Source organism: Pseudoalteromonas sp. Ps84H-4, from assembly GCF_024124645.1.
GTDB lineage: Bacteria > Pseudomonadota > Gammaproteobacteria > Enterobacterales > Alteromonadaceae > Pseudoalteromonas > Pseudoalteromonas lipolytica_C.
The window spans coordinates 127920-150613 of sequence record NZ_JAMXSK010000010.1; the positions used below are offsets into that span (position 1 = coordinate 127920).

Below are 22694 nucleotides of genomic sequence, written 5' to 3' on the forward strand. Positions count from 1 at the left end.
AGATAGGAATGTCAAAGCATGATGTTCAAGGTAAAGTGGTGGTTGTTGCTGGCGGTGGCAAAAACCTAGGTGGCTTGATCAGTCAAGAGTTCGCCAAAGAGGGAGCAAAAATTGTTGCACACTATCATAGTGACTCTTCGAAAGCGGAAGCTGAGGCTACTGTTGGTGCGATTTTAGCGGCAGGAGGTGATGCGGTGACGTTTCAAGGTGATCTGTCTAAGCCAGATAATGTAACGGCGCTTTTTGACTTCGCTAAGTCTACTTATGGTGGTATTGATATTGCGGTAAATACCGTTGGCAAGGTACTTAGAAAGCCGATTACAGAAACGACAGAAGCTGAATATGATGCAATGTTTGATATCAACTCTAAAACAGCTTATTTTTTCATTAAGGAAGCAGGTAAGCAGTTAAATAACAACGGTAAAATCATCACAATAGTCACCTCATTACTCGCCGCTTTTACAGATGGGTATTCAACGTATGCCGGTGGCAAGGCGCCTGTTGAGCACTTTACTCGAGCTGCAGCAAAAGAGTTCTCTGGTCGTGGGATTTCGGTAACAGGTATTGGCCCTGGCCCAATGGATACGCCTTTCTTTTATGGTGAAGAAACGCCAGAACGTGTTGCATTCCACAAGTCCCAAGCAATGGGAAATCAATTAACACAAATTGAAGATATCGTACCGATCGTTACATTTTTGGCAACCGATGGTTGGTGGATCACTGGACAAACTATTTTTGCTAACGGTGGGTATACAACACGCTAATTGGTTAGGTATGCCTTAAACTTCGGCATACCTACTTTTTGAATTCAATACTCTTATCACTTCTATTTAGTAAATACTTATCCTGCGAGTAGCGAAACCTTAAATATATGAAGTGCTTATTGCACGTAATATAAACACCTTATATGCTTTGAAAGATGTCATTTCACAAAGGGGCCTTGGATGAGTGATTTTATAATTTTTAGTATCGATGTATTTGCCAGTTTATTTATTTTTGCACTAGGGATCGGATTACTGGTGATTGTGTGCTTTTACATTAGTGATGTGACGCAATCTAAGCAGGCGATTCGCCGTAATTACCCGGTGATAGGACGTTTTCGCTATTTCTTTGAACGCCAAGGTGAATTCTTTCGTCAGTACTTCTTTGCTATGGATAGGGAAGAGTTACCATTTAACCGCGCAGAGCGAAGCTGGGTTTATCGTGCAGCAAAAAATGTTGATCGCACTACTGCGTTTGGTTCAACACAAAGCCTAGAAGCCACAGGGACTGTGATGTTTATGAACTGCGCCTTCCCAAAACTGGATGAAGAGGCGTTAGAGCCAAGTTATGTCACCTTAGGTCCATACTGTGAGAAGCCCTATTCTACCAATGCATTATTCAATATTTCGGGCATGAGTTTTGGCGCTTTATCAAAACCCGCTGTGCGTGCTTTATCACGAGGTGCAAAATTAGCCGGTTGTTGGATGAATACGGGGGAAGGTGGACTGAGTCCTTATCATCTCGAAGGGGGGGCTGATATTGTATTTCAGATTGGTACGGCAAAATATGGTGTGCGTGATGAGCAAGGTAAGCTAAGTTTAGAAAAACTAAAAGCAATTGCCGAGCATGAACAAGTTAAGATGTTCGAAATTAAAATGAGCCAAGGCGCAAAACCGGGCAAAGGCGGTATGTTGCCTGGGCGCAAAGTAACCGCTGAAATCGCCAAAATTCGGGGGATCCCCGAAGGGCATGACTCGATTAGCCCTAATGGCCATCCAGAAATAAAAGAACCAGCCCACTTACTCGATATGATTTCGACAGTTCGAGAAACAACAGGTAAACCAACAGGTTTTAAAGCAGTGATTGGTGAATACACTTGGCTTGAAACCTTGTTCAGTGAAATTAATAATCGAGGCATTGAATCAGCGCCTGATTTTATCACGATCGATAGTGCCGACGGTGGAACGGGCGCAGCGCCTCAGCCGTTAATGGACTCTGTCGGTTTACCGCTGCGTGAAAGCTTACCTCTTGTTGTAGACCTTTTGAAAAAACATGGTCTAAGAGAGCGTGTAAAGGTTATCGCATCGGGTAAGTTAATTGTGCCATCAAAAGTTGCTTGGGCATTAGCGCTGGGTGCTGACTTTATTGTTTCGGCTCGTGGTCACATGTTCTCGCTTGGCTGTATTCAAGCTCTACAATGTAATAAAGATACTTGTCCTACAGGTATTACGACCCACAATGAGCGCTTACAACGAGGTTTAGATGTCACAGACAAGGCTCAGCGTGTTGCTAACTATAATAAATATATTCATTATGGGGCAGGTTTGATTGCCCATTCATGTGGTGTATCCAGTGCCAGAGAATTGGCTCGTCATCATGTGCGCGTAGTGCAAGAAAATGGCTTGTCTGAGCCGCTAGATAAAATGTACGAGCATTATCAGTAAAGTATTTAGAAAGGCGCGTTTAGCGCCTTTGTTTTTAGTTTAGCAAGCTAACCAGTAAAGAGAAAAACTCATCTTTATTATTGCAGCTTGTCGCGTTAAGCATTAATTGCTCTCCGAGTACCAGCGTTTGTTGTTGCACAGCAAGGCGAGCGCCTACATCGTCAATGCCATCGATATCGGCAACATGGGCTAAACCTATGGTGCGGCGAATAAGCTCAGCGCCACAGTAACCAATCGCATCGTGTAATACTTGTTGTAAATAATCTTCCGTAAAAGCGCGGTTTGCAAAGCTAATATCTGTTGCTTCGTTACTTGCTAGGGTTAGCCAATGTTGTTCAAATTGGCTGTAACAATCCTGCAAGCAAGTTAGAAGGTGGGTTTGATATTGACGGCGTGCTGCCTGATTTGTAATACGGCCATTTTGTGCGCAGTAATTAAGCAATAAATTGCCCATAAAAGAGCCGATATCGAAACCAACAGGGCCAAAAAATCCGAACTCTGGGTCGATCATTTTGGTGGTGTTTGTATCGACAAAAATACTGCCGCTATGCATATCACCGTGTAATAAAGTTTGCGGACAAGATAAGAATTTAGCTTTTAATTTGGCTGCGGCTAGTTTTAAAGCGTCATTATTGCGAATGCTTTCGACGTGCTCATTAAGCTCAGCAGGGAAATTATTGCGCTCATGCTCAATGTAAGGGTCAGTAAAGAATAAATCTTCAGTGATCTTACATAAATCAGGGTTGATAAACTGACTCACTTTGGCTTTTTTATCTTCAGCAGATAAATAGAAGTCTGAGTTATAAAAACCAGTACGACTCAAATACAGTGCGACATGACTTGCCAGTAGCGGAAATTGCTCTGCGTTGATTTGCGCGCCTCGTAAAATCTGCAAATGCCCTAAATCTTCCAGCACTGTTAAGGCAAGTTCTGCATTATGGTGCAAAATAGCGACAGTATGTTCTGGGCATAAGGCACCGTGATTAATGAGCACATCAGCTTCTATGCGTGCGCGATCAAGTGATAATGGCCATGATTCGCCTACGCAACGAGCATAGGGAAGGGCTTGTTTTAAAATAACACTATTATTGTGTTGATCCGTTACACGAAAAACCAGATTTAAGTTTCCGTCTCCAAACTCGTATGCAGTCAGTATTGCATCAGCAGGGAAAACTGAAATCAGTTCACTTTTAACAAGTTCTTTAATGTAATCAACAGCATGCTCTGAAGTGAAGGCGGTGTAATCAGCCATGGCTCTATCTCATAAAACAATAAACTTTAAGCATTCTATACTTGTAACCATTTAGATGTCCATACATCTAGCTTGTTAGTTGTCAAAACTGATGTAAAATAACCATTCAATAAAATTAGTTTTTCATTATTTATTCGGATTCAGTATGCAAGATCTCATCGCGAGTAGTATTAAATATCAGCAAGGTACGCTAACTGTACTTGACCAGTATTTGTTGCCACATCAACAGCATTGGCATGTGTGCAATGATGTTGAAACGATGAAAGATTTAATTTTGACACTGAAAATTCGTGGTGCACCGTTAATAGGTTTAGGCGCTAGTTTACTCGTTGCACATTTAGCAGAGCAGGGCATGAGCCAAGCCTCACTCGCTATCGCCATAGATGAGCTAGAAGCAACCCGTCCAACAGCTGTTAATCTAATGCACTGTATGGCCAAGTTACGCGAAGCGTTGACTGAGAGCGACTTTGTTGCTGCTGTTGTCTCTACCGCTGAGAAGTTGTTTAAAGAAGATATTGCACTTTGCGATAGTATGGCTGAACGTGGGGCGGCTTTGGTTGCCAAAGGCGACAATATTTTAACTCATTGCAATACTGGCGCATTAGCAACAGCAGGTGTGGGTACTGCATTAGGAGTGATTTATAAAGCGCAGCAACGCTATGGTGATATTCATGTTTGGGTTGATGAGACTAGACCATTACTGCAAGGTGGCCGTTTAACTGCCTTTGAACTTGAGCGTTGGCAAATTCCTTATACTTTGATTTGCGATAACATGGCAGCTAGCTTAATGGCGGCAGGTAAGGTTGATAAGATTTTTGTAGGCGCTGATCGCATTGCTGCAAACGGTGATTTTGCTAACAAAGTGGGCACTTATAATCTTGCTGTATTAGCGCATTTTCATAACATTCCATTTTATGTTGTTGCGCCATTAACTACGCTTGATACGCAAACGACATGTGGTAATGACATTGAAATTGAGCAGCGTAGTGTAAATGAAGTGCGCGGTGTTAGTGGTAGTTTTGGTGAAGCAATGTGGGCACCGACTAATGCACAGGTTTATAACCCAGCGTTTGATGTAACACCTGCTAACTTAGTAACAGGTTGGGTGCTCGATACCGGAGTTTATAACCAAGCAGATATCGAGCAAGGTATTTTAAAGCAGTTAAAATAGCGGATTTATTCAGCGCTTTTTTCTGTGTAAAGCTCAATGCTGTTTTGACTATTTGCTGTTAAGAATGAAATTGCGAGCTTGTCATTACTTGCATTGAGCTGGCTAATAAAGTGCAAAGGCTGCATTTGCAGAGCTAATTCGACATCCTGCAGGTTTGCTAATTTAATGCTATACACTTCAGTTTCCGTGGCAATATACAAGCTGTGTTGGTTGCTTGTCATTGAGATAATTGAAGGCTTCAGCTCGGTTAACTTATCTGGCGTTGTTAGTTCACTGTAAGTATTGCTGTCACTATCTAAAAGCAGGTATTTTTCATATTTAGAATGCACTATTAGCTGAGTTTCGTCATACCAAGCAATTGCCAAAGGGGTGTCGATGGTACTTTTGACAACTTCATCGCTGTTAGTATGCAAAATCATTATTTGGTTTTGCAGGCTACTAAGCTCGGTATAAATAACGGCAATCTTATTACCTCTGACAGCTGCCAGTTTAGTGTTCCCTGGTAGTGTCCAATGCTTAATTTCTGAAAAATCATTCGCATTTAGTAGCGTTAATTGCTGATTGGTTTTATTAAAGCTAACAAGCTTACTACTGCTACTATTCGCAGCAATAATCGCAGTATCTTCACCAAGTTTATCGGTTATATCGATATATTGGTTGTCTTTTCGAAGCCAGTGTTGGCGTTTGTAGTATTCAAAGTCAGCGAAATACACATCATTATTAGTTAATGCAACTAAGTCATCCTCATGCTTATTTGCAGTCGCAATATAACTCATTTGTTTTGATTTTAAGTCAAATAAAGCTGCATCACTGTCGTGTATATCTGTGCTAATTAGCACGCTATGTTTATTAAGAGGGTAAGCGTAATTGGCTCGTTTTACTGGTGCTTTAATAGGTTGCCCACGGCTCATGGTATCAAACGAAAATGATTCAATCGTCAATTTACCGCGGTTATACCAAACAAGCGAGTTGCTTTGCTCATCGTAAGTCGCAGCCCAAGAGCGGTAATTGTTAGTTGTTAATAGCTTTAGTGAGCTGCCGTCTAAATTAGCCATGTAAATTTCTGCTTGGGCAACATTATGGCGTTCAAAAATAATGCGGCTAGGGTTTTGAATCGTCGTTAATATAAAGTCACCCGTGCCTGTAATATTAGGTGAGGTAATGCGAATCTCTTCACCGGTTTTTAAATCTTGTGCATACAAAGCATATAGGTGAGTTAAACCACGGTAATTATTACGCCTTGTAATTGCCACATTGCCGACTTCCATGTATTGGCTTGGGGTGCGGTTTAGTACAGATTGATTTGTTCGAGGCTTTATTAGTGCTTCGTTAGATAGCAGGTTACTCGCTTGCCAAGTAATACAATCGTTGTAATCATCCCCTTCACATGAACCATAAAATAAGCGTTCACCGTCTTCAGACCAACCTTGTAAAAATAGCTCCCCTGATGCAATCTGGTACTCTCGTTTAGTTGTTAAGTCGACAACATAAAGGTGTTTCTTATCATTTTGCAGTATGTAAGCTAGTTTCGTTTTGTCTTGGCTTAGCAATAACCGATAGTGCGTGCCTTTATGCCAAGTAATGGTTTCGGCTTGAAGATCTAAAAATGGTACTTGCTCTTGGGTTTCGACATTGGCTTGGGGCTGTTGTATATACAACCAAGTAGCAGCAATCAATAAACTTAATACTAAGGCAACAAAAGGCCATGGCCAGCGCGATGAGTGAGTGTTTTTCTCGCTGATGGTGTTAGTGCTTAGGTGAGGTTTTGTTTCTTCATTTGCCACTACTACTGGTTCAGCAATAGGTGCCTGCTCAAGAGGTCGCACTGCAATGAATAAGCTGTAGCCTTTACGATAATGGGTTTTAATGGTTTGACCTGGCTGTTTCTCTGATTTGAGTACTTTTCTTAGTTCAGAGATAGCTCGGTTTATAGCATTGTCATCAACAAAACTTTGTTGCCAAATATTTTCAACCAGTTCTTGGCGAGTAATTATTCGCTCGTTATTTTCAATAAAAAAGCAGAGCAATTTAAAAAGCAAAGGTTCTAATTCGCGGGTGTGAACACCGTCACTGATAGTTTGCTGTTTTATATTAAGTTGCCATTCGCCAACAAAAATAACATTATCGCGTAAGGGTGAAAGTGCCGACCCCATTTTTAGTCCTTTAGCAAATAATTAGTACTTATTAATGGGGTCGATAATAACAGAAGTTGTACTGTAATTGGGTTTTTTTGTTTTATTTTTGTAAATTAAAGACTATTTTTTGCAACATATACCCACGCATTAGTATGGCAGAGGAATTTTTCTGCAATGCGTTGATAGTCGTCCACTTCGTATTTATCTGCTTGTGCAAGCTCTTGCTCTGTAATTAAGTAGATTGTGCCGCTCACAGAGTCGCTTTCATTACCTGTTTTTAATAATGCAGGATGAAAACGTTGCCCACTGCTTTTAAGTACGGCCTCGTCGGTGATCTCTACTTCGCCAACTACATACCCTGTCAGCGTGGCTGGTTGACCTTCGAGCAAGCGCCCGAAGGTATCTAACTGAACTTGTGGGTACTGCAAGGTACCGTACGAAAATAGCTTTTCCATATTAATCCAAAAGGGGAAAGTTGTTAGCAATATCAGACTCAGTACTTTGCGCGACCCAGCCTTCGGTATTATTGAATAAGCGAATTGCTGTGAATTCAGGATCACTGCCCATATCAAACCAATGTGGTGTAAGCTCAGGTACTGAAATCAGGTCGCCTTGTTGGCAAAGAACTTGATACACTTTATCGCCCAAGTGTAGGCAAAATAAACCTTGGCCTTTCACAAAAAAGCGCACTTCATCTTCACTATGAGTATGTTCAAATAAGAACTTGCTGCGTAATTCGCTGGCATTTGGGTTCCCTTTTGCAAGCGAAATAACATCCACTGTTTGATAGCCACCTTCAGCCTTAAGGCGTTCTATATCGTTAGCATAGGCAGTTAAAATAGCGTCATGACTGGTGTCTTGATCAATCTGTGCCGTTGCTTGCCATTGCTCAAAGCGAACGCCAACCGCATTAAGCTCTCTAGCAATAGCGCTTAAATCTTCACTATGAAACAGTATGTTATCTGCGTTTGTATCATTAAAAATAGTTAATTGACTCATACTAAAAGCTCCGCGCTGAATGCTGTGAAATCGTTAATATATGGGTGGATATAACTTGCTTCTTGGCCATCTCGAATAAGGTGAAGCGTTCGCAGACCTGCCGCTTTTGCAGCATCAAGCTCTGCTTCAACATCGCTTAAAAATAGCACCTCTTCAGCGTCAAAAGGCAGTTCAGCAATAATATTCTCATAAGAGCTTTGCTGTTGTTTTGCGCCTACTTTAGTATCGAAGTAACCACTGAATAAAGGTCTCACATCACCATAATCAGAAAACTCAAAAATCAGGTGTTGGGCTTTTACTGAGCCAGATGAGTACACATAGAGACTTTTGCCCGCTTGTTTTTGGGCTTGTAAAAAGTCATAAGCATCAGGGTAAAGGTGGCCAGTAAAATCACCATTTTCGTAGCCAGTTTGCCAAATTAATCCTTGCAATTGCTTAAGTGGAGTAATTTTTTGGTCCGTTTCTATCCAATGAATTAAATGCTTAATAACCGTGTCAATATCGGCTTCTGGTTGTTCAATATGTGCTTTAACAGCATCAATTTGGGCTGCAACTTCTGGGTCTGTTTGATGTGACTTTACAAACTCGGGTAATTGCCCTGCAGCGTAAGGGAATAAGACGTCTTTGACAAAAGAAATGCGGGTAATTGTGCCTTCAATATCGGTTAAAATCGCTTTGATCATGGCTGAACTCCAGCTTGAATGCTTTCTAGTTTTAAGCGCTCAAGTTCACAGCTAAACAAAAACTCTAAGCCTTCTAAATGACGCAGTACTTCTTTGATATCGCGACCAACCACGTATAAACCGTGGCCGCGGATTAATACGGCATGCTCAATAGGGGTGTGAAGGTGATGATCACTGACAAGTAAACTTAAACGGTCGATGTCTTGGTCGTTATCAAAAATAGGAATACTTAGCGTATCTAAATGCGATTTAACACCACTTAAAGACTTTTGCATTTCGTAGCCGTGTAAGTTGATAGTATGGCCTTTAATAACACGCGATAACACGGTTGCCGCTACCGAATGAGTGTGTAAGACATAGTTTGCTGATGGGATCAGCTTATACATATTTAGATGCAGCTCAGTTTCGGCTGAAGGATTACCTGAGCCCTTAGTGCGATTACCTTCATGATCAAATTCAATAAACGCATGAGTGCCGAGTTGGCCTTTATCGAAGCCACTTGCTGTGACAACATAGCCACTTGCTGTGCGGGCTGAAAAGTTACCACCAGTAGCAGGGACCCAACCGCGTTGACTTACCCATTTACCGGCTTCAATTAGTTCTGAAATAGCGGTATTGTTATGCATATATTCCTCGACATTCTAAAAGTTATTTAGACGGCTATACATCTGTTTTAAGCAATGATAGCATCGCTTCGGGCGCAAAACCATCTTTAAGGAACCTCTGTGTTTGAAAGTAAATTGCCGAATTTAGGCACCAGCATTTTTAGTCAAATGACCGCTCTGGCAAATAAATACCAAGCGCTTAACTTATCTCAGGGTTTTCCTGAGTTTGATGCACCTGAATTGCTAAAAAAACAGCTTAATCATTATGTACTTGAGGGGGTAAATCAATATGCACCTTCAAGTGGTGTTGCAAGGCTGCAGCAGCAAATAGCCGCACTGATTGCTAGAAAATACCATAACAACATAAATTATGAGCAACAAGTTACTGTCACTTCAGGAGCAACAGAGGCATTGTTCGTGGCGATTCAAGCACTTGTCAAAGAGGGTGACGAAGTTGTGGTGTTTGACCCCGCTTATGATTCGTACCAGCCAGCAATCGAACTTGCCGGTGGTCGCTCAGTTCACGTTGCCTTGCATGCGCCAGATTACAAAATTGATTGGCAAGCCGTAGCCGATGTCATTACAGACAAAACGCGTGTAGTTATAATCAATACGCCACATAACCCAAGCGGGAAAATCTTTAAAACAGAAGATATTAACGCCCTTAAAGCGCTTGTTGCTAAGCATGATTTATATGTAATCAGCGATGAAGTGTATGAGCACATTACCTTTGATGGTGCTTTGCATTTAAGTGCGTTGACCGACCCTGAGTTATTTGCACGCAGTTTTGTGATCTCAAGCTTTGGCAAAACCTTTCACAGCACTGGCTGGAAGATGGGTTACTGTGTTGCGCCTGCTCAGCTAATGGTGGAGTTTCGTAAAATTCACCAATACGTGACTTTTTCAAGCTTTACGCCTGCCCAGCATGCACTAGCCGATATGCTTGAGTTAGAGCCTGAGCATGTTGATGAACTGAGTCATTTTTATCAACAAAAACGCGATTTACTTAGCGAAGCACTAGCACACAGTCGCTTTAAAATATTACCAAGTGAAGGCACCTACTTCTTATTGCTCGATTATAGTGATGTATCTGATCTTGATGATGTTGAGTTTTGCCATTGGCTGGTAGAGCAAGCAGGTGTTGCAGCTGTGCCGCTTAGTGTGTTTTACAACAGCGTAAGCAGTGACAAAGTGATTCGTTTATGTTTTGCAAAAAATGATGACACATTAAAACGCGCCGCGGAGATTTTATGTCAACTTTAACCTTAGCTTTAGTGCAGTCCTCACTGCACTGGCTTGATAAAAACGCTAATCTTGCGCACTTTACTGAGCAGCTTGACAGTTTAAACGAGCAAGTTGATTTAATTGTCTTGCCAGAAACATTTGCTACTGGTTTTGCGATTAATCTAGATTGCAGTGAGCCTGAGCAAGGCGAGGTACTTAGCTGGTTAAAAGCTACAGCTAAGCAAAAAAATGCTGTGGTTGCAGGCTCTGTTTTAGTCGCAAAAGGTGATAAAAAGGCCAATCGCTTTTATTGGGCTTGGCCAAACGGCGAAGTAAAGTATTACGACAAACGCCATTTATTCTGTTTAGGTAATGAAGGCAATTTTGTTGCAGCGGGTACACAGCGCGAGATATTCACTATTAATGATTTTCGCATTTTACCGCAAGTGTGTTACGACCTTCGCTTTCCTGTATTTCAGCGTAATTGCAACGACTATGATGTGATGATAAACGTAGCTAATTGGCCCGCTGCTCGTCGCCATGTGTGGGATACCCTGTTAAAAGCACGCGCAATGGAAAACCTCTGTTATGTCGTAGGCGTCAATCGCATTGGCGCTGATGGTAATGATGTTGCCCACAGCGGAGGCACTGCTGTATATGATTTTAAAGGTGATACCTTGGCAGCGCTTGAAGATAACCAATCGGGTATCATTATTCAGCGCTTAGAAAAATCACCTTTAGATGACTTTAGAAAGGCTTTTCCTGCTCATTTAGACGCTGATCAATTTCAGTTACTGTAATTGCTCGAAGAAGCCTACTCAAAAATTTGTTAAACTCATGGTTGGATAATTTACTTTAAGCAATCATGAGTCGCAAAATCACCCCCGTTATTCTTGCTGGTGGCATAGGTTCTCGTTTATGGCCTTTGTCACGTAAAGCGATGCCTAAGCAGTTTTTACCTTTGCTTAGCGACAAGTCACTGTTACAGAGCGCGCTTTTACGTGTGGCTGACTCACGATTTAATGCGCCGATTTTAGTATGCAATGAAGAGCACCGTTTTATTGCTAAAGCGCAAATTGCAGAAATCACAGATAGCTATACTCTACTGCTGGAGCCTGAAGGTAAAAATACCGCGCCAGCGATTGCCTTAGCAGCTGAATTTGCATTGCAAAATGGCCTAAAAGATCCCTTACTAGTCATGCCTGCTGATCACCACATAAGTGATTTTGATAAGCTTATTGCATGCTTAGATAATGCTATAGCGCTTTGCCAGCAACAACAGTTAGTGACCTTTGCCATTACACCCACTGAGCCACATACTGGTTATGGTTATATTCGCCAAGGTGAGCAGTTAGCCCATGAAGGCTGCTTTAAGGTGGCTGAATTTAAAGAAAAACCAGCCCGGCAATTAGCCGAGAAATACCTTGCCAGTGGTGAATATGGCTGGAATAGCGGCATGTTCTTATTTTTGCCGGATGTGTATTTAAGCGAACTTAATCGTTTTGCGCCAAAGATTGCTGACAGTGTCGCAAAGGCGGCAAGCTTTACTGCAGATTTAGGTTTTCAACGGCCTGTAGCGAATGCGCTTACAGCATGCCCAAGTGATTCCATTGATTATGCTATTTTGGAGCGTAGCGCTAACGTTGCTGTTATTCCTGTTGATTTAAATTGGAGTGATGTTGGCAGCTTTTCAGCACTCTCTAAAATCGCTGAAAAAGACTGTCATGGTAACTATTTAGCCTCGCAAGGCGTGAGTTTAGATAGCGAAAATAATCTACTCATCAGCGAAGCCGACCACACTATTGCGGCGCTCGGCGTGAGTAATCAAGCAATTATTCATACTCATGATGCCACTTTAGTGGCAGATAAAAGTGCGCTCGATAAGCTTCCTGATTTACTTAAGCAGCTTGCTGTTATTGATAATGACAAATTGACTCACCATCAAGCGGTATTCAGACCTTGGGGCAACTATCGAACTTTAATTGAAAGTACTGGCTTTAAGGTAAAGAAAATAATCGTCAACAGCGGTGCAAAACTCTCAACTCAACGCCATCAGCACCGTGCAGAGCATTGGGTTGTCGTATCTGGAGTGGCAAGTGTGCGAGTAGGTGATGACGAGTTTGAGCTAACAGCCGATCAATCTTGTTATATTGCGGCTAAACAATTACATAGCCTCGCTAATCAACAAGCCACACCTCTGATCGTTATTGAAGTACAAACCGGTGCAATACTTGATGAAAGCGACATCGAGCGGTTTGATGATAGGTATGGTAGGGACTAGCTATAAGTTTTAACTAAATTGAGCCGGTTGTTTCTTTATTGAGAACAGCCGGCTTAAACTTTTATTGGTTAGGTTTTAACGTTTCCGCTTTCCTTAAGTTAATTCACTTCTTACATGTTTTAAGTAGGCTTGAAGGCTGTCTTGCCACAGCACAAGTGTATCTGTAAGCGAGTCTTTAAGAGGTTTGTTGTCGAGTAACTTACGCTCTATTTTTTTAAGCTCTAAGCCGTAACGGTTAAAGCCTAATTGCAAAGCGGTACTGGCTTGGCGGTGGAGAAGCTTGATGCACTGTTCTTTATCATCTTCTACAAGTTGTTGACAGCGAATCAACTTGTTACGAGCTGATAAAACAAATTCGTTGTAGATTGATGATACTTCATCTTCATTAAATGAGCTTACAAGTGTCGCTGCAGCCGTTTCATCGTACAAAGTGTCGCGCAGCTCGACAGCTATGCTCGCAGCCTGGTTCGTTTGCGAATCGCTAAGTGCTTGGCGTAGCTTTTGTTGCTTTATTGGTTTTCCGACAATATCTTTAATTCCCAGCGCCAAGTATTCTTTTATTTCATCGGGGCTAAGGCTTGCTGTAAAGGCAAGCACCGGTGTTCGTTGATTTAAGTGGTCAACAGTTTTGAGTTTTTTTAATACATCCTGCCCACTGAGATCAGGTAAATTCATATCAAGTAACACTACGTCAAAGTGGTGCTTTTGCATTAACTCTATAGCGCTTTTACCATCTTTTGCGAGCTTAATTTTGTGCTCGTCATCGGCCATAAATTCGATAGCAATTTTTTGGTTTAGATCGAGATCTTCGACCAATAAAACGTCAAGCCCAGTTACATAGTCTTTTGATTGGTGGCGCTGTTCAACAAGACTTAGCTCACCAATCGCAAGTGAAATATCGAAACTAAAAGTACTGCCTTTATTTAGCTCACTGGTAATATTAAGTTTACTTCCAAGCTTCTCGAGTAATCGGCTTGTTATTGCCAAACCAAGTCCCGTGCCGCCTTTTTCTTTACCTGCACTGCTTTGTACATAGGGTTCTGTGAGAAAGATAATTTCTTCGTCTTCGATACCCGGACCTGAGTCGATAACACTGATGCGAACAAGATGATCTAATTGTCTTTCTTTAAGTAACGTTACATGTATTTTTACTGCGCCGTGGTCTGTAAATTTAATCGCATTACCCACTAAGTTAATAATAACTTGTCTTAGTTTTTGCTGGTCGCAGTAGTAACATGCTTGAGCAGGTAAATCGTAAATAAGCTCAAACTTTAAATGTTTTTGTTCTGCAAGTGGGCTTAGCAGTAAGCATAAATTGTTTAACCAAGTTTTAAACTCAACATCTTCTTCATAAAGCGCTTCATCACGCTGATCTAGACTTGCATAATCAAGGACTTTATCAACCAGTAAATTGAGAGATTCTGCAGAGTTGATAATCGCTTCACAGTAAGGTTTATCGCGAGGATCACTTGATTGGTTCATGATAAGTTGTGCACTCCCTAAAATACCATTTAGGGGGGTGCGAATTTCATGGCTAATTGTTGACAAAAATAAGCCGCGAATTTCAAGGTCTTTTTGTGCTTTTTCAGTGAGTTGATTTAAATTCTGTTCTCGGCGTTCATTACATAATAATGCCATACCCGTGGCATAAAACATGGGTGCGATAACGCCGTTAATGAATAGGGTAATACTAAACCAGTTTGCCGATAATAAGTCTGCTTTAGCAATATCGCCCATTAATAAAGTGCGGCCAGTAAAAACAGCAAGAATAATGCTGAGTATTAAAATATAGACAATGCTGCCATTAGGGTAGTTTTTGCGGCCATTGCGAATGAACAGTGCCAATAAGAACAGCGCTTCGATAACATGCTGTAAATCAGAAACTAAAATGCGACTTCTTAACTCTGAATTGTCAGTAGAGAGGTAGATCATAAGTAGCGCAAATGCTGCAGTTATACCGACAAAAGCTTTGAAACCGACACACTTAGCATTGAAAAATTGGCAAACGGCAAGAACATGAATGATCGAGGCACAAAAAAGTAGTGAGTTGGCAATCGATATACTGGCTACATTATTAATATGACCATGTAATGCAAAACTCATTACTGATGCAAACATGACAAGAGGGTAGAAAATATAAAGAAGTGTACCCGGGGTATTATTATTTGTTCGCCAGGTTAAATAGTTCAGTAACGTCATTACCGCCATCATAGCGGCGCTTACATAATATAAAGTAGCTGAATCTAGCATTATTTTTCCGGCAGTCTGCAGTCAGCTTGAGAATAAGGTCTATTGCCATGTATATCAACTACAAGATACAAAAACAGACGCTAGTAGCGTCTGTTTAACTTAGTAGGGTGTATTGTAGCAATTGGCAATAATACTTGACGAAGCGTATTGGTTTTAACGGATCTCGTCAGGAATATTTTGCTGTGCCCATGACAATAACTCGATACGGTTACGGCATTTGGTTTTTCTGAATGCACTGTACAAGTGAGTTTTTACTGTGTGTGGGCTGATGCTTAAGTCTTCAGCAATCTCTTTATTTTTCGAACCTTTACTCATTAGTGAAATAATTGCTTTTTCACGTTTAGTAAGTTTAACCGGCTCGATGTCGCCATCTGTCAGTTTATGTAAGGCATCTTTATTAAACTGCAGCATGCGATTTAATGCATTACACATGATTTCGCGGCGATACCATAATTGATCTTCCAGCAACAAACGAATGCCTTTCATTAACACATCAGCATTGTCTGTTGTGTAAAAAACACCACGGATACCACTTAATAGAGCACGGTTAGCTAATTCAGGGTTTTCATCTAAATTGAATAATACGATATCGCATTTCATGCGCAGATGAACGAGTTGCTCTTTAAGCTTACCCCATGGATCAGTGCTTGATGTTTCAATGAATAACAAGCGTGTGCCTTCAGGTACTTCAGAAATATCAGTACCAGATGTGACGTCTAGCCCCTGTGTTTTTAAAAGTGGTTCTAATACATTAACACCAATTGTGTTAACCGGTTCTGGATCTAATAATAAAAAGGCTGAACTACTCATATATATACACTCTTGAATAAAGTTGACAGTTTCATCCTACCACGCAATCCACCCCTTTCGTATTAGAAATTTCTGAGAGTTGTGCAGGAAAAGTGCAGTTTGTGTCTATTTTGTGTCAAATAATACAGTTAGTTAACTTAATGCAACGTGTTAACTAACTGATATATATATAGTATAGTTCAAATTAATATGTTTGTACTACTTTTTACAGTTATTTACATATTAAAGTGCTAGATGCTTTCTTTCATCTTATCTTGGTAAGGAGGCCAACCCATTGGTTTGCCCGCTAACATGTGTAGGTGTATATGGTACACCGTTTGCCCGCCATGTTCGTTACAATTCATCACAACACGAAAGCCATCCTCACTAAAACCAAATTGCTTAGCTAGTTTTGCAGCAACGACATACAAGTGACCAACCAAGTGGGCATTTTCTTCTGTAACGTCATTAACAGTCGCAATTGGTGTTTTGGGAATGATCAATACATGAAAGGGTGCTTGTGGATTAATGTCTTTAAAAGCCAGTGATAACTCGTCTTCATAGACAATATCGGCAGGGATCTCGCGATTAATAATCTTTGTAAAAATAGTCTCTTGGCTCATACTTAGCTCTCTTATAAATGTGGTTAAATGACCGCCCACTAATGACAAACTTTATTTGCAGTGTCAAACTGAAACTGCCACAAGTTGAACAACCAAGGAGTGAACATGCGTAAGTTAGTATTACTGAGTAGTGTGTTAATGCTATTGAATAGTGTTAGCAGTGTAGCCGAGACTATTCACTTTCCAGAAGAGCTTGTACCGTTACAAGTGGGAGATCGTCTTATTGAGCAATCATTTTTTAGCCGTGTTGATGATGTTGAGCTTGCCCCAGGTACCTATCAGCTGAAAATGAAATACACAGATCTATATGAGCAAGGTTATGACGACCATCAGGTTGTAGAGTCAGAGCCTTTTTGGGTTGAAGTGACGGTTGAAAATGGCAAAGACTATGATGTTGTATTTAATCGCGCCAGTAATGCTGTAGCAGCGCAGGTGTTTGCTGAGTCACCTCAAGTGAGCCTAAAAGCGAAAGGCAGTGAGCTTGCGATGCCGTTATCAATTGTTAGTTATCGTGCACAGCCAACGTCAGCGCAAGCTGTTGCGACAGCGCCTGTTGCAAGTTCAAGTAGTAAGCCTGCGACAGCGGTGCCAGTTACCTTACCTGCAAAAGTACCAGGTGGGCAGGCTGGATTAAAAAATATGCCAAATGCAGTGGCAATGTTAGAGTTTTGGTGGCAACAAGCGAGCCCTGAAGAGCGTCGTGCATTCTTACAAAAGGTAAGCAACTAATTCTAATTATTAAAAAAGGCGCTGAAATCAGCGCCTTTTTTGGGTTTAGTGACTTATTTTGCGAATAAGTCGTCTACTGTACCTTGTGCAAGAGGGTGGTAACCCGGACGTGCTTTTAAGTACACATCATGCGCCCAGTCTTTTTTACCGTTTTTAATAAGTGCTTTATATAGTGGCACAATTAATTTACGGCGACCGATGCCAGAGAGGTGCTTATCAAGAGCAGGGTAAATTGGTTGATAACCATTACCTACCGCTAGCATAAACCATGCGAAAGCGCGCTCAGCATTAGTTGACTGTGTTAAGTTGAATTGCTTATCAAGCTCAGTCATTTTTTCAATGCTTAAATCGCGAGGTAGATTATTTAAAAAGTGTAGCCACTCATGAACAGACCAATCTGCTGTTGGTAATTGAGCTGCGCTAATCTCACCGTTTAACCATGTTTTGGTCACTGCATCAACTTTATCGAAAGCATCAGAGGTTGGATTTGGTGCGTCGCTTGGTAAGCCTGGCTCAAAAATCCACTCATTAACTTTATCCATGCTGACCACGCCTGGGTATTTGTCGATCAGGTTTGCTTTTAAGTAAGTAACAAATTGAGCGGTTGTAAGAGACTTAAACGCAAATTGATCAAAGTAACCTTTTACAAATGGGTCAAACTTGTCACGACCATATTTGTTTTCTAGATAGATTAAGAAAAGTTGACCTTTAGTGTAAGGCACTGAGCTAAATGCATCATCAGGATCGCGGCCATTTAGTTTTAAGTTAAGGCGCGTATCTGGTGCTGGTAGCGTTTTAAGTAATGCACGTAAGCCTGCTGCATCAAGTGCTTGTTCCATCACTGCACGGTCACGGCCAAACACTTCTTCCATGATGCGGTTTTCAACGTAAGACGTGAAGCCTTCGTTTAGCCATAAATCTTCCCACGTTGCATTAGTCACTAAGTTACCAGACCAAGAGTGAGCAAGCTCGTGAGCAATTAGGTTTACTAAGCTTTTATCACCAGCAACAACCGTTGGTGTGATGAATGACAAGCGTGGGTTTTCCATGCCACCGAATGGGAAGCTTGGTGGCAGCATTAATAAGTCGTAACGACCCCATGCGTATTCGCCATACATTGCGTTAGTTTTGTCGATCATCGCTTGTGTGTCGTTAAACTCCGCAACCGACGCATCTAAAATTGTTGGCTCAGCAAAAATACCGGTTTGCTTAGACATGGCTTTATATTCTAAGTTACCCGCACCAATTGCGATTAAGTATGGCGAAATGGGTTGTGGCATATCGAATAAGTAGTCGCCGTCTTTATAAAGCGCATCTTTATTGTCAGCACTCATAACTGCACGAATGTCTTTAGGAGTGTGAATACGTGCTGAGTAAGTTACGCGCATTGCAGGCGTATCTTGTACAGGGATCCAACTACGAGCATGAATTGCTTGTGATTGGCTGTACATAAATGGGTGTGACTTACTGGCTGTTTGCTCTGGTGTTAACCACTGTAAACCTGAAGCTTCTGGGCGGCTGTTGTAGTAGATACGTGCTTTAACCGCTTGGCTTTTAAATTTAATTGTTAATTTTGAGCCCTTCACGTCATCACGTGCAGCAAGGGTGAAGTCAGCTTTGTGCCAGCTGCCTTTTTTATCTTGATACATTACTTTGTCGATATCTAAATCGCGAGTATCAAGTACAAGTGTTTTGCTGTTCGCATTGTGCCAATCTAGCGTATGCTCAACAAAACCCTCTAGTTGTTTGTCATCAAAATCAACATCTAAATCTAGTAGTAGGTGAGTGGTTGTTACGTCATCTAAGTTTGCGTAAGTGTGCTGGCTGATTGCATCTGCAGTTGCTTGAGAGCAAGCACCGGCCATAGCAAGACTTAAAAGTAATGGTTTAAACTTCATAATAACCCTGGAACACAAATGAAAAAGAGCCCGTTTTATAACATGATTAGTGCAGTGGGTTGAGTGATTTTTACAATCTAATGCGTATTTTGCGACGATAGGTTACACTAATGCGATTAGTTACCGGTAACCTTTGAGGCGTTTTGTGGCTCAGTCCCTGCAATCTTTTCATACCTTTTCTTTGCCAAGCCAATGCCAGCATTTTTATCAAATTGATGAAGTGAATCAGCTTTTAAGCACAGACTTTTCGTCTCCCTTTTGTATTTTAGGTGAAGGCAGTAATACGGTGTTTTTATCTGACTACCAAGGTTCTGTCGTTCACATGAACACGAAGGGCATAAATATAGAGCAGCAAAGTGATGGCTTTTTATTGCATATAGCGGCCGGAGAAAACTGGCATCAATTAGTCGCTATGACCATTGCCAATGACATGCCAGGGCTTGAAAACCTTGCTTTAATCCCCGGTACCGTTGGTGCTGCGCCAGTGCAAAATATTGGTGCTTATGGTGTGGAGCTCGAAAAGTTTGTTAGTTATGTTGAGTACTTTGATATTGCTACCAAAACGATAAACCGTTTAACAAAAGACGAATGCCAATTTGGCTATCGTGACTCTATCTTTAAACATGCACTTAAAAATAAAGCGGTGATTACTCAAGTCGGGTTACTGCTCCCTAAAAAGTGGCAACCAGTGCTTAGTTATGGGCCATTGCAACAGCTTACAACTCCTTCGCCACAGCAGGTGTTTGAACAAATCATCACAACTAGAAACAGCAAACTACCAAACCCAAGTGAACTTGCTAATGCGGGAAGTTTTTTTAAAAACCCAGTGATCTCTAATGAACAACTAGCGTTACTTCTAAAACAGTACCCTGAGCTACCTCATTACTATGTTGATGCTGAACATCATAAGGTTGCCGCAGGGTGGTTGATTGAACATGCTGGGTTAAAAGGCTATCAAGTTGCAGGAATTGAAGTTCATCAGCAGCAAGCGTTAGTGCTCGTGAATCACGGCAATAGCACTGGAGATGATTTAATTGCCATGGTGAAACATGTTCAGCAACAAGTCTGGCAAAATTACAAAATTGCGCTACAACACGAGGTGCGACTGATTGATGCCGATCGTGAGTGTCACATTGAATTGGGAGCTTCATCATGAAAGCGCCAGATGGTAACAAATTAGCTATTTTGCAAGCGCTCAATCAAGGTGGTTTTGTTTCTGGCCAGCAATTAGGAGAGCAATTAGGTATTAGCCGTGCTGCTGTTGGTAAACATATTCATTCTTTGCAGGAAATGGGCCTAGATATCTTTAAAGTAACGGGTAAAGGGTATTGCCTGAACAATAATGCAGGGTTTCTAAATCAACAAGCGATTACTGAGCAGTATAACAAACTAGGTGGTAACACAGCCAACGTTGAGGTGCAGCCAATTATTGATTCAACCAACAGTGAATTAATGCGCCGTCTTCAAAGTGATGTTCCGTTAACATCTGGCACTGTACTGGTTGCGGAAATGCAACAAGCAGGAAAAGGCCGTCGCGGCCGAGTATGGCAATCACCATTTGGCGCTAATTTATACTTTAGTTACTTCTGGCGCTTGGATGATGGCTTACAGGCGGCGATGGGAGTGTCGATTGCAGTAGGGCTAGCTGTATATGATGCCTTAAAAGCTTTGTATCAAATTGATGTTGAGCTTAAGTGGCCAAACGATATTTATATAAACAGAGAAAAACTGGCGGGTGTTCTCGTTGAACTTGATGGGCAACCACAAGGGCCCTGTCAATTAGTGATCGGTATTGGCATAAATCTACATATGCCCGAAAGTGTCAGCCAACACATTGACCAAGCGTGGACCGACCTGAGTCAGCATGTTCAACAGTTAGATAAGAATAAACTCGCTGCTTATTTGTGTATTTGTTTAGAACAGCGATTAGCGCAGTACCAGCAGTCAGGGCTAAACGAGATGTACATACAATGGAATAGCTTAAATGCATTTGCTAAAGAGTGTGTCGAGCTAAATACAGGGCATCGTAGCTGGCGAGGAATTTGTGAAGGGATTGATAGCCAAGGTGGTATCCGCATTCGCCAAGACGGAGAGGTAAAGAGTTACTATGGTGGTGAGATTTCATTGCGTAAGGCAGATAAATGAGACTGTTAGTTGATGTAGGTAATACTGCTATTAAAGCTGTTTTATATAATCAGGGCTGTTACAAACAGTGTGAACTGAACGCGCTGCCTTGGCCGCAAATTAATGACATGGTGTTTGCTTGTGTAGGCAGTACCGAGTCGCTTGCTCCTCTTATTAAGCTAGCCGAGCAACATAAAGTTACCGTGTACGAGGCAAAAGTAAGCGCTAAACTTGAGAATTTAAAATGTGCCTACGAGCACTTTACCAATTTAGGCATTGATCGTTGGCTTGCACTAATTGCTGCATATGTGGAGCTGCCAAAGCAACACTGTATTGTGGTCGATGCTGGCACCGCAACAACGATTGATGTATTAAACAGCGAAGGAGAACACCTTGGCGGGTGGATTTTGCCTGGGCTTGATTTAATGACAACCTCATTAACGCAAAATACGCAAAAAGTGTTCGATGATGGGCAAACTCCATTTGCTGCAGAGTTAGGCCGAAATACCCCTAATGGTTTAAAAAACGGTGCGCTTGTTGCGACTGTAGGGGCAATTGAGCAAGCTAAGCGTCATCTTAATAATGAAAATAGCTGCTTATTATTCGCTGGTGGCTATGGAAAGTTGTTGGCCGAGCAGTTCGCTGAGAGTGAGTTTGACAGTCAGCTTGTTTTTAAAGGACTGAATTACTGGTTAGAATTAACACTAAAACAGTAAAAAAGCCTATATTTGCCTGAATAGTGAGCGTTTAACACATAAAATCACATTTTTTTTGATTTTATTGTTGCATCACAATAAACCTTACCTTAGAATCTCGCCCCGTACTAAAGCAGTGCCGACTTAGCTCAGTTGGTAGAGCAACTGACTTGTAATCAGTAGGTCATCCGTTCAACTCGGATAGTCGGCACCACTTTCCTTTTACCGGAAGTGACTTAGTAAAGAATTTTCGTGGAGGGGTTCCCGAGCGGCCAAAGGGATCAGACTGTAAATCTGACGGCTCAGCCTTCGCTGGTTCGAATCCAGCTCCCTCCACCACTTTATTCTTGACGGTTAGAGGTAGTTTAAGAACAGGTTCCTATGCGGGCATCGTATAATGGCTATTACCTCAGCCTTCCAAGCTGATGATGCGGGTTCGATTCCCGCTGCCCGCTCCAGACTTCTGGTGTTGCTGATATAGCTCAGTTGGTAGAGCGCACCCTTGGTAAGGGTGAGGTCGGCAGTTCAAATCTGCCTATCAGCACCAGTATCGAGAACTCATCTTAATTTCTTCCTTTATCTGTCAGAAAAAACTATTTGAAATTTGAAAAAATTAAATTAATCTACCCTCGGTGGATTATTTTCATATGTAATCTAGATACACAAAACTGATAGGTTCCGTCATGGCAAAAGAAAAGTTTGAACGCGTAAAACCGCACGTAAACGTTGGTACAATCGGCCACGTTGACCACGGTAAAACAACTCTAACAGCAGCAATCACTAACGTACTTGCAAAAGTATACGGTGGTG

The 22694-nt window shown here is 41.6% G+C and carries 21 protein-coding genes and 4 tRNA genes; 15 read left to right on the forward strand and 10 right to left on the reverse strand.

Annotated elements, in window-relative coordinates; translation table 11 throughout:
• Positions 1-8: 8 nt before the first annotated feature.
• Both NH454_RS10895 and NH454_RS10900 read left to right on the forward strand, forming a co-directional pair.
• Entirely contained in the window at positions 9-764 is a 756-nt protein-coding gene (locus tag NH454_RS10895) for an SDR family oxidoreductase (RefSeq protein ID WP_135922965.1), read from the forward strand.
• A 180-nt stretch (positions 765-944) separates the two neighbouring features.
• Complete coding sequence (locus NH454_RS10900) at positions 945-2426, forward strand: FMN-binding glutamate synthase family protein (protein ID WP_135922964.1); 1482 nt, start codon at positions 945-947, stop codon at positions 2424-2426.
• Between the two features lie 34 nt (positions 2427-2460).
• On the opposite strand, the gene mtnK is transcribed toward NH454_RS10900, so the two are convergent.
• Complete coding sequence (mtnK, locus tag NH454_RS10905; RefSeq protein ID WP_253039063.1) at positions 2461-3678, reverse strand: S-methyl-5-thioribose kinase; 1218 nt, start codon at positions 3676-3678, stop codon at positions 2461-2463.
• A gap of 145 nt (positions 3679-3823) precedes the next feature.
• Between mtnK and mtnA the strand changes: the two genes are divergently transcribed.
• Positions 3824-4849 (forward strand): S-methyl-5-thioribose-1-phosphate isomerase, encoded by a 1026-nt coding sequence (mtnA, locus tag NH454_RS10910; RefSeq protein ID WP_253039064.1) that lies wholly within the window; start codon positions 3824-3826, stop codon positions 4847-4849.
• Between the two features lie 5 nt (positions 4850-4854).
• Here mtnA and NH454_RS10915 read toward each other — a convergent pair whose 3' ends face one another.
• The 5 genes from NH454_RS10915 to NH454_RS10935 all read right to left on the reverse strand — a co-directional run bounded on the left by NH454_RS10915 (position 4855) and on the right by NH454_RS10935 (position 9292).
• Entirely contained in the window at positions 4855-7002 is a 2148-nt protein-coding gene (locus NH454_RS10915) for a winged helix-turn-helix domain-containing protein (protein WP_138558432.1), read from the reverse strand.
• A 95-nt stretch (positions 7003-7097) separates the two neighbouring features.
• On the reverse strand, positions 7098-7439 hold the full coding sequence (locus NH454_RS10920) for a gamma-glutamylcyclotransferase family protein (RefSeq protein WP_135922960.1): 342 nt from the start codon (positions 7437-7439) through the stop codon (positions 7098-7100).
• A 1-nt stretch (position 7440) separates the two neighbouring features.
• Positions 7441-7983 carry an acireductone dioxygenase gene (locus tag NH454_RS10925; RefSeq protein ID WP_135922959.1) on the reverse strand — a complete coding sequence of 181 codons (543 nt, stop codon included), beginning with the start codon at positions 7981-7983 and terminating at the stop codon, positions 7441-7443.
• Positions 7980-8666, reverse strand: a complete 687-nt coding sequence (gene mtnC / locus NH454_RS10930) for an acireductone synthase (protein ID WP_253039065.1) — start codon at positions 8664-8666, stop codon at positions 7980-7982. Before mtnC ends, NH454_RS10925 begins: the two co-directional genes overlap by 4 nt.
• Entirely contained in the window at positions 8663-9292 is a 630-nt protein-coding gene (locus tag NH454_RS10935; protein ID WP_253039066.1) for a methylthioribulose 1-phosphate dehydratase, read from the reverse strand. Before NH454_RS10935 ends, mtnC begins: the two co-directional genes overlap by 4 nt.
• A gap of 99 nt (positions 9293-9391) precedes the next feature.
• Between NH454_RS10935 and NH454_RS10940 the strand changes: the two genes are divergently transcribed.
• The 3 genes from NH454_RS10940 (at position 9392) to NH454_RS10950 (ending at position 12776) form a co-directional block, all read left to right on the forward strand.
• Positions 9392-10534 carry a methionine aminotransferase gene (locus NH454_RS10940; protein ID WP_366030747.1) on the forward strand — a complete coding sequence of 381 codons (1143 nt, stop codon included), beginning with the start codon at positions 9392-9394 and terminating at the stop codon, positions 10532-10534.
• On the forward strand, positions 10522-11295 hold the full coding sequence (locus NH454_RS10945; RefSeq protein WP_253039067.1) for an amidohydrolase: 774 nt from the start codon (positions 10522-10524) through the stop codon (positions 11293-11295). The genes NH454_RS10940 and NH454_RS10945 overlap by 13 nt, the downstream gene beginning before the upstream one ends.
• 65 nt (positions 11296-11360) lie before the next feature.
• Positions 11361-12776 (forward strand): mannose-1-phosphate guanylyltransferase/mannose-6-phosphate isomerase, encoded by a 1416-nt coding sequence (locus NH454_RS10950; protein ID WP_235404110.1) that lies wholly within the window; start codon positions 11361-11363, stop codon positions 12774-12776.
• 93 nt (positions 12777-12869) lie between these two features.
• Here NH454_RS10950 and NH454_RS10955 read toward each other — a convergent pair whose 3' ends face one another.
• The 3 genes from NH454_RS10955 to NH454_RS10965 all read right to left on the reverse strand — a co-directional run bounded on the left by NH454_RS10955 (position 12870) and on the right by NH454_RS10965 (position 16438).
• Complete coding sequence (locus NH454_RS10955) at positions 12870-15026, reverse strand: ATP-binding protein (protein ID WP_138558427.1); 2157 nt, start codon at positions 15024-15026, stop codon at positions 12870-12872.
• A 153-nt stretch (positions 15027-15179) separates the two neighbouring features.
• A complete protein-coding gene (locus NH454_RS10960) occupies positions 15180-15836 on the reverse strand; it encodes a response regulator transcription factor (RefSeq protein ID WP_135922952.1) in 657 nt (218 codons plus the stop codon).
• A gap of 230 nt (positions 15837-16066) precedes the next feature.
• Positions 16067-16438 (reverse strand): histidine triad nucleotide-binding protein, encoded by a 372-nt coding sequence (locus NH454_RS10965; protein WP_135922951.1) that lies wholly within the window; start codon positions 16436-16438, stop codon positions 16067-16069.
• A gap of 105 nt (positions 16439-16543) precedes the next feature.
• Here NH454_RS10965 and NH454_RS10970 point away from each other — a divergent pair, with 105 nt between their 5' ends.
• Positions 16544-17167 carry a DUF2057 domain-containing protein gene (locus tag NH454_RS10970; RefSeq protein WP_253039068.1) on the forward strand — a complete coding sequence of 208 codons (624 nt, stop codon included), beginning with the start codon at positions 16544-16546 and terminating at the stop codon, positions 17165-17167.
• Between the two features lie 53 nt (positions 17168-17220).
• Here NH454_RS10970 and NH454_RS10975 read toward each other — a convergent pair whose 3' ends face one another.
• Positions 17221-19065, reverse strand: coding sequence for a M1 family metallopeptidase (locus tag NH454_RS10975; RefSeq protein WP_253039069.1), 1845 nt, complete (start codon positions 19063-19065; stop codon positions 17221-17223).
• A gap of 145 nt (positions 19066-19210) precedes the next feature.
• Here NH454_RS10975 and murB point away from each other — a divergent pair, with 145 nt between their 5' ends.
• The 8 genes from murB to NH454_RS11015 form a co-directional block, all read left to right on the forward strand.
• The gene (gene murB, locus NH454_RS10980; RefSeq protein ID WP_253039071.1) at positions 19211-20221 is read left to right on the forward strand and encodes a UDP-N-acetylmuramate dehydrogenase; all 1011 of its coding nucleotides are present in this window, start codon (positions 19211-19213) and stop codon (positions 20219-20221) included.
• The gene (birA, locus tag NH454_RS10985) at positions 20218-21210 is read left to right on the forward strand and encodes a bifunctional biotin--[acetyl-CoA-carboxylase] ligase/biotin operon repressor BirA (protein ID WP_253039073.1); all 993 of its coding nucleotides are present in this window, start codon (positions 20218-20220) and stop codon (positions 21208-21210) included. The genes murB and birA overlap by 4 nt, the downstream gene beginning before the upstream one ends.
• Positions 21207-21905 carry a type III pantothenate kinase gene (locus NH454_RS10990; RefSeq protein WP_253039075.1) on the forward strand — a complete coding sequence of 233 codons (699 nt, stop codon included), beginning with the start codon at positions 21207-21209 and terminating at the stop codon, positions 21903-21905. The genes birA and NH454_RS10990 overlap by 4 nt, the downstream gene beginning before the upstream one ends.
• Before the next feature lie 117 nt (positions 21906-22022).
• A tRNA-Thr gene (locus tag NH454_RS10995) sits at positions 22023-22098 on the forward strand.
• Positions 22099-22138: 40 nt separating this feature from the next.
• Positions 22139-22223: transfer RNA gene (locus tag NH454_RS11000), tRNA-Tyr, on the forward strand.
• A 44-nt stretch (positions 22224-22267) separates the two neighbouring features.
• A tRNA-Gly gene (locus NH454_RS11005) sits at positions 22268-22342 on the forward strand.
• A 13-nt stretch (positions 22343-22355) separates the two neighbouring features.
• A tRNA-Thr gene (locus tag NH454_RS11010) sits at positions 22356-22431 on the forward strand.
• 136 nt (positions 22432-22567) lie between these two features.
• Positions 22568-22694: GTP-binding protein (locus tag NH454_RS11015; RefSeq protein WP_033023824.1), on the forward strand; the 127-nt coding region annotated here is incomplete at its 3' end.

What these genes read in the sequence shown, in the direction of transcription:
- NH454_RS10965 (WP_135922951.1), bottom strand. Translation starts at nt 16,438, where the DNA reads ATGAGCCAAGAGACTATTTTTACAAAGATTATTAATCGCGAGATCCCT.
- NH454_RS10990 (WP_253039075.1), top strand. Translation starts at nt 21,207, where the DNA reads ATGAGACTGTTAGTTGATGTAGGTAATACTGCTATTAAAGCTGTTTTA.
- birA (WP_253039073.1), top strand. Translation starts at nt 20,218, where the DNA reads ATGAAAGCGCCAGATGGTAACAAATTAGCTATTTTGCAAGCGCTCAAT.
- NH454_RS10955 (WP_138558427.1), bottom strand. Translation starts at nt 15,026, where the DNA reads ATGCTAGATTCAGCTACTTTATATTATGTAAGCGCCGCTATGATGGCG.
- NH454_RS10925 (WP_135922959.1), bottom strand. Translation starts at nt 7,983, where the DNA reads ATGAGTCAATTAACTATTTTTAATGATACAAACGCAGATAACATACTG.
- mtnA (WP_253039064.1), top strand. Translation starts at nt 3,824, where the DNA reads ATGCAAGATCTCATCGCGAGTAGTATTAAATATCAGCAAGGTACGCTA.
- NH454_RS10960 (WP_135922952.1), bottom strand. Translation starts at nt 15,836, where the DNA reads ATGAGTAGTTCAGCCTTTTTATTATTAGATCCAGAACCGGTTAACACA.
- mtnK (WP_253039063.1), bottom strand. Translation starts at nt 3,678, where the DNA reads ATGGCTGATTACACCGCCTTCACTTCAGAGCATGCTGTTGATTACATT.
- NH454_RS10970 (WP_253039068.1), top strand. Translation starts at nt 16,544, where the DNA reads ATGCGTAAGTTAGTATTACTGAGTAGTGTGTTAATGCTATTGAATAGT.
- NH454_RS10935 (WP_253039066.1), bottom strand. Translation starts at nt 9,292, where the DNA reads ATGCATAACAATACCGCTATTTCAGAACTAATTGAAGCCGGTAAATGG.
- NH454_RS10945 (WP_253039067.1), top strand. Translation starts at nt 10,522, where the DNA reads ATGTCAACTTTAACCTTAGCTTTAGTGCAGTCCTCACTGCACTGGCTT.
- NH454_RS10900 (WP_135922964.1), top strand. Translation starts at nt 945, where the DNA reads ATGAGTGATTTTATAATTTTTAGTATCGATGTATTTGCCAGTTTATTT.
- NH454_RS10950 (WP_235404110.1), top strand. Translation starts at nt 11,361, where the DNA reads ATGAGTCGCAAAATCACCCCCGTTATTCTTGCTGGTGGCATAGGTTCT.
- NH454_RS10920 (WP_135922960.1), bottom strand. Translation starts at nt 7,439, where the DNA reads ATGGAAAAGCTATTTTCGTACGGTACCTTGCAGTACCCACAAGTTCAG.
- NH454_RS10975 (WP_253039069.1), bottom strand. Translation starts at nt 19,065, where the DNA reads ATGAAGTTTAAACCATTACTTTTAAGTCTTGCTATGGCCGGTGCTTGC.
- NH454_RS10915 (WP_138558432.1), bottom strand. Translation starts at nt 7,002, where the DNA reads ATGGGGTCGGCACTTTCACCCTTACGCGATAATGTTATTTTTGTTGGC.
- NH454_RS10895 (WP_135922965.1), top strand. Translation starts at nt 9, where the DNA reads ATGTCAAAGCATGATGTTCAAGGTAAAGTGGTGGTTGTTGCTGGCGGT.
- mtnC (WP_253039065.1), bottom strand. Translation starts at nt 8,666, where the DNA reads ATGATCAAAGCGATTTTAACCGATATTGAAGGCACAATTACCCGCATT.